The organism is Pseudophaeobacter leonis (genome assembly GCF_002087335.1).
Lineage (GTDB): Bacteria > Pseudomonadota > Alphaproteobacteria > Rhodobacterales > Rhodobacteraceae > Pseudophaeobacter > Pseudophaeobacter leonis.
On sequence record NZ_MWVJ01000051.1, the window covers coordinates 23,889 to 33,267 of the forward strand.

Genomic DNA, 9,379 nt, shown 5'->3' on the forward strand with positions numbered 1-9,379 from the left:
GCATTGGGAGGCTGTGATGAGCGACACACTGAAGGTCAGCCTGGTTGGGTTATTTGCCGCGGCCGGAACGGCCATCTGCTTTTCCATCATCGACGTGCTGGTCAAATTCCTCTCCGGGGATTACCCGCTCTATCAGGTGGTCTTTTTGCGCTCGCTGGTGGCCCTGCCGGTGCTGCTTTTGATCCTTGTGCCACTGGAAGGCGGCTATCACGTGTTGCGCACCCGGCAGCCAAAACTGCACCTGATCCGCTGCGGCGCGGTGCTGTTTGCCAATATTTGTTTTTACACCGGCCTTGCCACCATGCCGATAGCCGATGCGGTGGCCATTGCTTTTGCCACGCCGCTGATCGTCACCATCCTGTCGGTCTTTTTGCTGGGCGAGCGCCCCGGCATCTGGCGCTGGAGCGCTGTGGCCGTTGGCTTTGCGGGCGTGTTGATCATTATGCGCCCAGGGCCCGGAACCTTTCAGGCGGCGGCTATGCTACCGTTTTTTGGTGCCTGCGGCTATGCCACCCTGCATGTGCTGACCCGGCGCGCGGGGGGCGCTGACAGTGCAGCGGCGCTGACCTTCTACCCCTCGATCTGCTTCATGCTCGTCAGCGCCCTTGTGGGGCTCACCACCGGGGACGGGCGGTTTTCCACCGGCGACAGTCTGGCTGTGAACTTTATCCTGCGGGCCTGGATCTGGCCCGCGCCCGGAGACTGGTGGGCCTTTGTTGCCCTTGGGCTGACCGCATCAATTGGCGGCTATCTGATCAGCTTTGCCTATCGCCACTGCGAGGCGGGACTGGTGGCACCCTTTGAATATATCGCCATGCCGATGGCGGTTATTTGGGGGATTTTGGTGTTTCAGGAATGGCCAGATTTCCCAGTTTGGATCGGAAGTGCCTTAATCATTGCGCCGGTCTTGTTTCTCTCTGGCGCGAGACCCGCAACAACCGCCCCACCAGCCGCCCACGCCCGCGCTCCACCGGCTAGAAAGCAGCTAAGACATGACAATAGACGCAGTCGTCTTTGATATCGGCAATGTGCTGATCGAATGGAACCCCGAGCGGTTCTATGATGCCCGCCTTGGCGTTGACGGTCGCAAACGCCTGTTTGCCGAGGTTGCGCTGCACGCGATGAACCTCGGGCTGGATCGGGGCGACCCATTTCGCGCCTCGGTCTATGATCTTGCGGCGCAACATCCAGATTGGGCAGAGGAAATTCGCCACTGGCACGACAGCTGGCTGCAGTTTGCCCACACAGATATTGCGCGCTCCGTCCGCCTGCTGCGCGCGCTGAGATCCAAAGGCGTGCCGGTTCTGGCCCTCAGCAACTTTGGCATCGGCACCTTTGAGCTGGCAACAAAGGCCTATCCGTTTCTGAGCGAGTTTGATCAATCCTATATCTCGGGGCATCTGGGCTGCATCAAGCCGGATGCAGAGATCTACCAGCATCTGGAACAGGGCAGTGGCATCGCGCCAGACCGGCTGCTGTTTGCCGATGACCGCCCCGAAAACATCGAGGCCGCTGCCCAGCGTGGCTGGCAGACCCATCTTTTCACCACTCCCGAAGACTGGGCCGCGCGCCTGGTCCAGGCGGGGTTATTGACGGCAGAGGACGCGCAATGAGCATTCCCATGATCACCTTTGACGCAGGCGAAGCCCTGCTCGACTGGATCGGTTTCACAGAGGCCCTGGCCCGTGGGCATAGCCTGCCCAAGGCCGAGATTGGCGACACTTTTCTTTACCGCGACCCCGACACCTTGCTTAGCCGGTCGGCCTGGATTGATGGCATGGGGCTGGCCGTCAAGACTGCCAATATCTCCCCGCGCACCCCTGACGCGGGCAAGCCGATGATCAATGGCTCGGTCTGCCTGTATTCTGATCTCGACGGCACGCTTGAAGCCCTGGTGGATTTCCATCTGGTTCCAAATGGAAAGCCACCAGCGACAGCCTGCTGGGCGCGCTGCGGCTGGCCAATCCTGACAGCCGCGAGGTGCTGATTGTTGGCGCAGGCACTGTCGCGGCCTCACTGATTGAGGGTTTTGGTGCGGCCTACCCGCAGGCACAGATCCGGGTCTGCAACCGCACCCAGTCCAAGGCAGAAGAGCTGGTGGCCCGCTATCCCGGCACCCTGGTCGCCCCGGATCTGCAACAGGCGGTGGCGGCGGCGGATATTGTCGTCACCTGCACCATGTCTTCGACCCCGGTGATCAAAGGCGACTGGCTGCGCCCCGGCCAGCACCTGAACATGATCGGTGCCTACCGCCCCGACATGCGCGAGGCGGATGACACCGCCCTCACCCGGTCGCAGATCTATTGCGACAGCTTTGACACCACGCTGGATCACATCGGTGAGTTCAAAATACCACTGGCCGAAGGGGTCATTCAGCGCAGCGACGTGCGGGCGGACTTCTACAGCATTGACCAATTCCCCAGCTATAACCCGGCTGCGATCACCCTGTTCAAAAACGGCGGCGGCGCCCATCTTGACCTGATGAGTAGCCATCACGTTTTAGAGAAATGGAAAGCCAACGCAGTGATCTGGTGGCTCGGCTGAGACGGGCGCATTTATGCCAGCCCTCTCAGCCCACTCAGCCATCTGTGTGCGCCTCTCTGTTCACGCCTCTCTGTTTGGACACGCCAGTCTCACAGGGCGGGAGTTTGTGGCTGTCAGGCTGCAAGCGCCTCTGGTGACTTTTCCCGCACCGGCAGGTGCACCACGGCGCTAAACGCCCCAACGGCGACGCCAATCCACCAAACAAGGGGGTAGTCGCCATAGACATCATACATCCGGCCTCCCAGCCACACACCCAGGAAGCCGCCCAGCTGGTGGCTAAAGAACACAATGCCATAAAGCGTACCCATGTAGCGCAGACCGTAAAGATGCGCGATCAGCCCGGAGGTCAGCGGCACCGTGGCCAGCCAGAGCGAGCCCATGACGACGGAAAAGATCACGACACTGGTCGGGGTGATCGGCATCAGGATAAACGCCGCCGCCACCACGGTACGCGCCGTATAGATCCCGGCCAGCAGATATTTCTTGCTGTAGCGATTGCCCAGCCAGCCCGCAAACAGCGTGCCGCCAACATTGGCGGCGCCAATCAGCGCAATCGACAGCGCCCCCAGCGCCGAGGTCGTGGTGATCCCCATACTGTGCAAGGCGCCGCCAGGCAGGATCGGGCCGCACATCTCGGTGACAAAGGCCGGGAAATGCGCGGTGATAAAGGCGAGCTGATAGCCGCAGGAGAAAAACCCCAGAAAGATAAGCGCAAACGAGGGGTCCTTGAAGGCCTGCTTCAGGATCTGCCCCATGCTGGCCTCCAGCTCGGCCTTGCTGGCAGCCTGCGGGGCGCGCATCAGTGGCAGCGTCAGGATCAGCGCCAGCACCGCGCCGGCAAAGACCATAAAGACCGACTGCCAGCTCATCATTGAAAGCAGAAATTCCGCGGTCGGCGCCCCAATGATCTGCCCGGCCGAGCCCGCAGCGGTGACAATCGCCAGCGACATCGACCGGTTGGCATCCGAGCTGGCCCGTCCCACCACCGCCAGAACCACGCCAAAGCCGGTACCGGCGATGCCAAAGCCCACCAGCCACTCATAGGCCTGCATCTCAAACGGGGTCGTGGCCCCGGCGCTGAGCACCAGACCAGCCGCATAGATAATTGCGCCCAAAACGATGGCCTTGCGATCGCCCAGCTTTTCGGCAAGCGCGCCAAAGATCGGCTGACCAATGCCCCAGGCCAGGTTCTGGATGGCAATCGCCAGCGAGAACTCCGCTCTGAGCCAGCCGAACTCCTCGGCGATGGGGATCTGGAACACCCCAAAAGAGGCCCGCACGGCAAAGCTCGCCATGATAATGACGCAGCCGACAATCAGGACCGGCGTGAACAAAGGGGTGGCAGTGCGGGGCATGGGGAAATCTCCAGATCAGACGGGCGACAGTATGTTAAATCTCGCCCCGGTCAAATCAAAGATATTGCCCGATCAGTTAAAGGAAATTGATGTGAACCTCTGGACCCAGGCGCGGTGCAGCCTATTCACCTCATCAGAACCTTGCAGAGCGCGGCCGCGATGGAGGCATCCACCCGCCGTCTGCTTTGACGATCCCATCACTGGCCAATCACTGGCCCATCACTGGCGGGCCGAGAAAGGGCTGCATAGCCCCGCGCCCTTTGGCCCTTGGCTACAATGCCTTTGCCCTAAACCGCAACGCTGCCGCCTTATTGGACATTCACACAACCTTAAACAGCTTCTTTCACTCTGTCACCGAACTCGGGCCACACGCTGGCTTCCCATCCCTGCGCCTTCGCGGTAAGCCTCTGTCATGACCAATCTCAGCACGCTTTATGCCGAAAAAATTGCCGCGGGCGATCTGCGCCCCGATCCCGCACAAGAGGCGGTGCTGCCGCAGTTCGACCGTATCTCTGCCGGGCTTATGGCCGAGCCGGTAAAGCGCGGATTGTTTCGCCGTGCCAGCCCGCCGCCCGCGCCCAAAGGGCTGTATCTTTGGGGCGGCGTGGGGCGTGGCAAATCCATGTTGATGGATCTTTTTGTCGACAGCCTGGGCGATATCCCGGCGCGACGGGTGCATTTCCATGCCTTCATGCAGGAAATCCACGCCAAGATGCATGAGGCGCGCCAGAATGGCGTACAGGACGCGCTGGCTCCGGTGGCCCAAGACGTGGCGGACTCTGTTCGCGTGCTGGCGTTTGACGAAATGCAGATCTCTGACATCACTGACGCGATGATTGTTGGCCGCCTGTTCGAGGCGCTTTTTGCGGCCGATGTCTGCGTTGTGACCACCTCTAACCGCTTGCTGGATGAGCTCTACAAAAACGGTCTCAACCGCCAGCTGTTCCTGCCCTTCATTGGCCTTATCAAGGACAAGATGCAGGTCTGGGAGATGGTCAGCCCGGTGGATTACCGCCAGGACCGCCTAAAAGGGAGCGAGGTCTATTTTGCTCCCGCCGATGCCGCGGCACGTGCCAGTTTGCAGTCGATCTGGGACGACCTTTCTGGTGGCAGTGCGCAGCCCCTGACGCTGGAGATCAAGGGCCGCGAAGTCGTGCTGCCCGCCTTTCGCAATGGCGTGGCACGGGCAAGCTTCTTTGATCTCTGCGGCAAGATGCTTGGGCCTGGTGACTACCTTGCCATCGCCGAGGAGGTAAAGGTTCTGGTGCTGGAAGACATTCCCCGGCTCAGCCGTAGCAACTTCAACGAGGCCAAGCGGTTTGTCACCCTGATTGACGCGCTTTATGAGGCACAGGTGCGACTGATCTGTACTGCGGCCGCTGAACCCGAGTTTCTGTATGTTGAGGGCGATGGCGCCTTTGAGTTTGAACGCACCGCCAGCCGGTTGCGCGAGATGCAGGATCAAAACTGGGGACAAGCCGAAAGCTAAATGAGCGCGCGCCAGCGCTGGTCTGACGGCTCTCCTAGTCCTACCCGGTCTCTAAAAGAAAAAGTGAGGGGGGAGCTCCCGCGCCCGCAGATGCGCCTGCTACGCAGACACCCCTTTGCGGCCTTGGGCCCGGCAGCGCGCCTTCGGCGCGCTGCCGGGCCCAACGGGACGATATCTCCTAAAAGGAGATGGAGGACGGGCGGGAGCTCCCCCTTTGTCTTTGCCAAAGACCCTGGGATTAGCCGTTATCGCGCAGGATATGCCCCGCCAGATAAAGTGATCCGCAGATCAGCACCCGTGCTTGTGGGTCCTGCGCCAAGACCGCCGCAAGCGCCTCGCTGGTGGTTTGCGGCACTGCTCGCCTGCAAGCCAACGGATTTGGCAGCGGCTTCAGTCTCACTGGCTGGCAGGGTATTGACCTCATCCGGGATTGAGACCGCTGTCAGGCTGGCGGCCTGTCTCACCAAAGGCACCAGATAGCCGGTCACATCCTTGGTGTTGAGCATACCGCAAATCAGATGCGTTGGTCGCTTCGGCAATCCTGCCAGCACCTCTGCCAACGCCTGCCCAGCTGCCGCGTTGTGACCACCGTCCAACCAAAGCTCGGCCTGCCCTGCGGCCGCAACCAAAGGGCCGGTTTTCAAACGTTGCATACGTGCAGGCCACTCAGCCTGCGTCATAGCCGCCTCACAGGCGGCGTCATCAGCGCCGAGATGGCGCAGGACTGCAAGCGCTGCACCGGCGTTTTGCACCTGATGCGCCCCCAGCAGAACAGGCAGCGGCAGATCCAGCAAGCCACGCTCATCCTGAAACACCAGGCGGCCGCGCTCCTGCGTCACGTGCCAGTGCTGACCATAGGCAATCAGAGGAGCGCCAAGACGCGCAGCCACGGCCTCGATCACCTCCATTGCCTCATCTGTCTGAGGACCAACCACCACAGGCACGCCGCGCTTGATGATCCCGGCCTTCTCGGCGGCGATTTTAGCCAGCGTGTTGCCCAGGAACTGCTCGTGATCGATAGAGACCGGGGTGATCACCGTAATCTCGGGCTTGGCTATGACATTGGTGGCATCCAGCCGCCCGCCAAGGCCGACTTCCAGCAAGGTATAATCCGCCGGGGTGCGGGTAAATGCCAACAGGCCCGCCACCGTGGTGATCTCAAAATAAGTGATATTCTCACGGTTATTGACCTCGTAGCATTCGTCCAGGATCTCGGTCAAATGCGCTTCCGAGATCAGCTCTCCGGCCAGCCGGATCCTCTCGTGAAAGCGGGCCAGATGCGGTGAGGTATAGGCATGTGCCGCCTTCCCCATGCCCTCGATCCCGGCCCGGATCATCGCCTGGGTCGAGCCCTTGCCATTGGTGCCAGCCACATGGATCACCGGAGGCAACATGTCCTGTGGATTGCCACGGCGCCCCAGCAGCGCAAGAACCCGGTCCAGCGTAAAATCAATCACCTTGGGGTGCAGTGCCATCATACGGGCGAGGATTGCGTCAGAATTGGCCTGGGTCATGCGGCACCCTTTGTGAAAAGCGAAAGAAAAGGATTATTGCGGCTGTAAACGACAAACGGCCCGCCCTGAACAGGCGGGCCGCATAAACAAGCGATAAAGCGATCAGCTTTCAGAAGCTGCGGTGCCTGCGGCACCTGCCGCTTCATTCGCGGCCAAATCAGCGGTGTCCGGAGCGGGAAGGTCCCCAACGATCTGGGGTGGCAGCTGCATCAACATACGGATGATGGTGATCAGCTCAGCCCGCATTTTGGTGCGCGGGATCACCCGGTACCAACATGCCATGGTCCAGCAGATATTCAGCCCGCTGGAATCCTTCGGGCAGTTTTTCACGAATGGTCTGCTCAATCACCCGGGGTCCGGCAAAACAGATCAGCGCATTGGGCTCTGAGATATGTACATCGCCCAGCATCGCATAAGAGGCCGTCACACCACCGGTGGTGGGATGGGTCAACACAACGATATAGGGCAGATTGGCTTCTTTCAGCATCTGCACGGCAACCGTGGTGCGGGGCATCTGCATCAGCGACAGAATGCCCTCCTGCATGCGCGCGCCACCCGCAGCCGAGAACAGCACCAGAGGGCGCCCCAGCTTTACCGCTTCCTGTGCCGCCGCAATGATAGCATTGCCGACATACATGCCCATGGAGCCGCCCATGAACGAGAAATCCTGCGCGGCCGCGATGATCGGCGTGCGGCCGATTTCACCCGCTGCCACCAGCATGGCTTCTTTTTCATCGGTCTTTTTCTGCGCCGCCTTCATGCGGTCAGGATATTTCTTCTGATCGCGAAACTTCAGCGGATCAGTAATAGGCTCTGGCACATCAACCTCGGCAAAGACACCGCCATCAAACAGCGCCGTAAAGCGATCACGCGGCGTGATATGCATGTGATGGCCCAATTTGTGCAGACGTTCTGATTGTCGCTCAGCTCGCGGTGAAACAGCATGGTGCCGCATTCACTGCATTTTTGCCAAAGGTTCTCGGGCACTTCGCGGCGCGAAAAGATCGAGTTGATCCTTGGGCGGACGTAGTTGGTGATCCAGTTCATAGCATGCCTCTGTCGTGGGCCGGTCTGGCGGGGGCCGGTTTGGCGGGCGCCGGTTTGGACCTCCAGATAAGGTGCCTTGCGCCGAAATGCAATCAGCGGCGTATCGCCAGCCGTGCCACCAGCCAGGAGACCAGCATCATGGCACAGTCCACCAGCAGCCAGGGCCGCAGCTGTGCCACGTCAGACAACTCATAAGGCAACAGGTATAGCGCCAGCCCCGAAAGACTGCTGGGCGATGCAAAGATCAGCAAGGCCACAATATTGTTGACAAAATGCACCGCAATGGCGGGTCCCAACGTGCCTGCCCGCGCCGTCAGATCAGCCGTCACCAGGCCAAACCCCATCGCCCAGAGGCAAAGAAGCCAGGCGTTATCTGCGGCCTCTGCCAGGCATGTAATGCGCCAGACCAAACAGCGCCGAAGGCGCCACCAGCCAGATGACGGGGCTTTTAAATCTGGCCGCCAGAGCCTGTTGCAGATAGCCGCGAAACACCACCTCTTCGGCGCTGACCTGCACCAGCACCGCCAAAAGAGACAGCGGCAGCAGGCCAAGCCAGGGCCAAAACCCCAGATTAGACACCAGCGGCGCGCCAAAATCATAGGGCGGCAACACCAGAATGACCCCATAGGTGTGATCAGCAGCGCCAGGCTCACGGCGCGAAACTGCCAAAGCAGCGGCCCCAGCGCCCCGACCACGCTGAGCAAAGAGCGCCACTGCAGCACACGGGCCGCAAGCCCTGCACCCAGCGTCAGAAACCCAAATGTCAGCAGCAAAACCAACATGGCCGCGGGGGTGTCCCCCTGCACCAGATGTTCTTGCCAGGGCAGCGCGGTAAAACGCATCAAAAAGACAAAGACCACGGTGTTGAGCAGATAGCTCACGGCCGCAATCAGGCCCAGCCCCAGCAGCAGACGCCAAAGCTGGGGTTTTACCCGCCCGGGCGCGACCAGCGCGTCATGGGCATCGTAGGCGGAGCCAAAAGTCATCCCGGCGCATCCTCTTCACGTTTCTTGTCCAGTTTCTTGTCCAGCTTCTTGTCCAGCGGCACTTCAGTTTGCGACCCAGACGGGCCTGCGGCAATTGGCTGGTCTGTGACCGATGGCAGGTCGGGCGCCTCCTGCGAGGTGGGCTCGGCATGCAATCCCGCCGCCCGCATCTTTGTCGCCAGCCCCACCAGATGGCCAGATACCGTTTCGAGCAATTGCATTGCAACACCCGCATCGCTTTCGATCACCGCCCGGTATTCCTCGGCCCCGATGCGCAGGAACAGACAGTCCTCGGCGGCGCGCAGATCCAGCTCACGCGGCTGGCGTAAAATCACCGCCAGATCCCCGATCAGCCGCCCCGGCTCAATGGTTGAGATCGGCTCCGACCCCGCCGGCGCCTCCGGCCAGTGCAGCTCTGCGCGGCCCTGCAGACAGAGATACACT

At 60.8% G+C, this 9,379-nt stretch carries 6 protein-coding genes and 4 pseudogenes; 4 read left to right on the plus strand and 6 right to left on the minus strand.

Annotated features, from left to right (window positions below; all coding sequences use genetic code 11):
* Positions 1–16: 16 nt before the first annotated feature.
* The 3 genes and pseudogenes from B4968_RS12485 (at position 17) to B4968_RS12495 (ending at position 2,544) form a co-directional block, all read left to right on the plus strand.
* Positions 17–978: pseudogene (locus B4968_RS12485) on the plus strand (DMT family transporter).
* Between the two features lie 14 nt (positions 979–992).
* Positions 993–1,613 carry an HAD family hydrolase gene (locus B4968_RS12490; RefSeq protein ID WP_083099413.1) on the plus strand — a complete coding sequence of 207 codons (621 nt, stop codon included), beginning with the start codon at positions 993–995 and terminating at the stop codon, positions 1,611–1,613.
* Positions 1,610–2,544, plus strand: a pseudogene (locus B4968_RS12495) (ornithine cyclodeaminase family protein). Before B4968_RS12490 ends, B4968_RS12495 begins: the two are co-directional and overlap by 4 nt.
* Before the next feature lie 113 nt (positions 2,545–2,657).
* Here B4968_RS12495 and B4968_RS12500 read toward each other — a convergent pair.
* On the minus strand, positions 2,658–3,899 hold the full coding sequence (locus B4968_RS12500; RefSeq protein WP_083099414.1) for an MFS transporter: 1,242 nt from the start codon (positions 3,897–3,899) through the stop codon (positions 2,658–2,660).
* A 412-nt stretch (positions 3,900–4,311) separates the two neighbouring features.
* Between B4968_RS12500 and zapE the strand changes: the two genes are divergently transcribed.
* Entirely contained in the window at positions 4,312–5,388 is a 1,077-nt protein-coding gene (gene zapE / locus B4968_RS12505; protein ID WP_083099416.1) for a cell division protein ZapE, read from the plus strand.
* A gap of 238 nt (positions 5,389–5,626) precedes the next feature.
* Here zapE and B4968_RS12510 read toward each other — a convergent pair.
* The 5 genes and pseudogenes from B4968_RS12510 to B4968_RS12525 form a co-directional block, all read right to left on the minus strand.
* Positions 5,627–6,902 (minus strand): annotated as a pseudogene (locus tag B4968_RS12510) (bifunctional folylpolyglutamate synthase/dihydrofolate synthase).
* A gap of 102 nt (positions 6,903–7,004) precedes the next feature.
* Positions 7,005–7,949 (minus strand): annotated as a pseudogene (accD, locus tag B4968_RS12515) (acetyl-CoA carboxylase, carboxyltransferase subunit beta).
* A gap of 92 nt (positions 7,950–8,041) precedes the next feature.
* Positions 8,042–8,278, minus strand: a complete 237-nt coding sequence (locus B4968_RS25735; RefSeq protein ID WP_338153258.1) for a hypothetical protein — start codon at positions 8,276–8,278, stop codon at positions 8,042–8,044.
* A 40-nt stretch (positions 8,279–8,318) separates the two neighbouring features.
* Positions 8,319–8,618, minus strand: coding sequence for a CPBP family glutamic-type intramembrane protease (locus B4968_RS25740; RefSeq protein WP_338153259.1), 300 nt, complete (start codon positions 8,616–8,618; stop codon positions 8,319–8,321).
* A gap of 313 nt (positions 8,619–8,931) precedes the next feature.
* Positions 8,932–9,379 (minus strand): cyclic nucleotide-binding domain-containing protein (locus B4968_RS12525; protein ID WP_139792786.1); only part of this gene is annotated, 448 nt, incomplete at its 5' end.

Bases quoted from the DNA above. Each gene is read 5' to 3' on its own strand.
- B4968_RS12490 (WP_083099413.1), top strand. From the start codon at position 993: ATGACAATAGACGCAGTCGTCTTTGATATCGGCAATGTGCTGATCGAA.
- B4968_RS12500 (WP_083099414.1), bottom strand. From the start codon at position 3,899: ATGCCCCGCACTGCCACCCCTTTGTTCACGCCGGTCCTGATTGTCGGC.
- zapE (WP_083099416.1), top strand. From the start codon at position 4,312: ATGACCAATCTCAGCACGCTTTATGCCGAAAAAATTGCCGCGGGCGAT.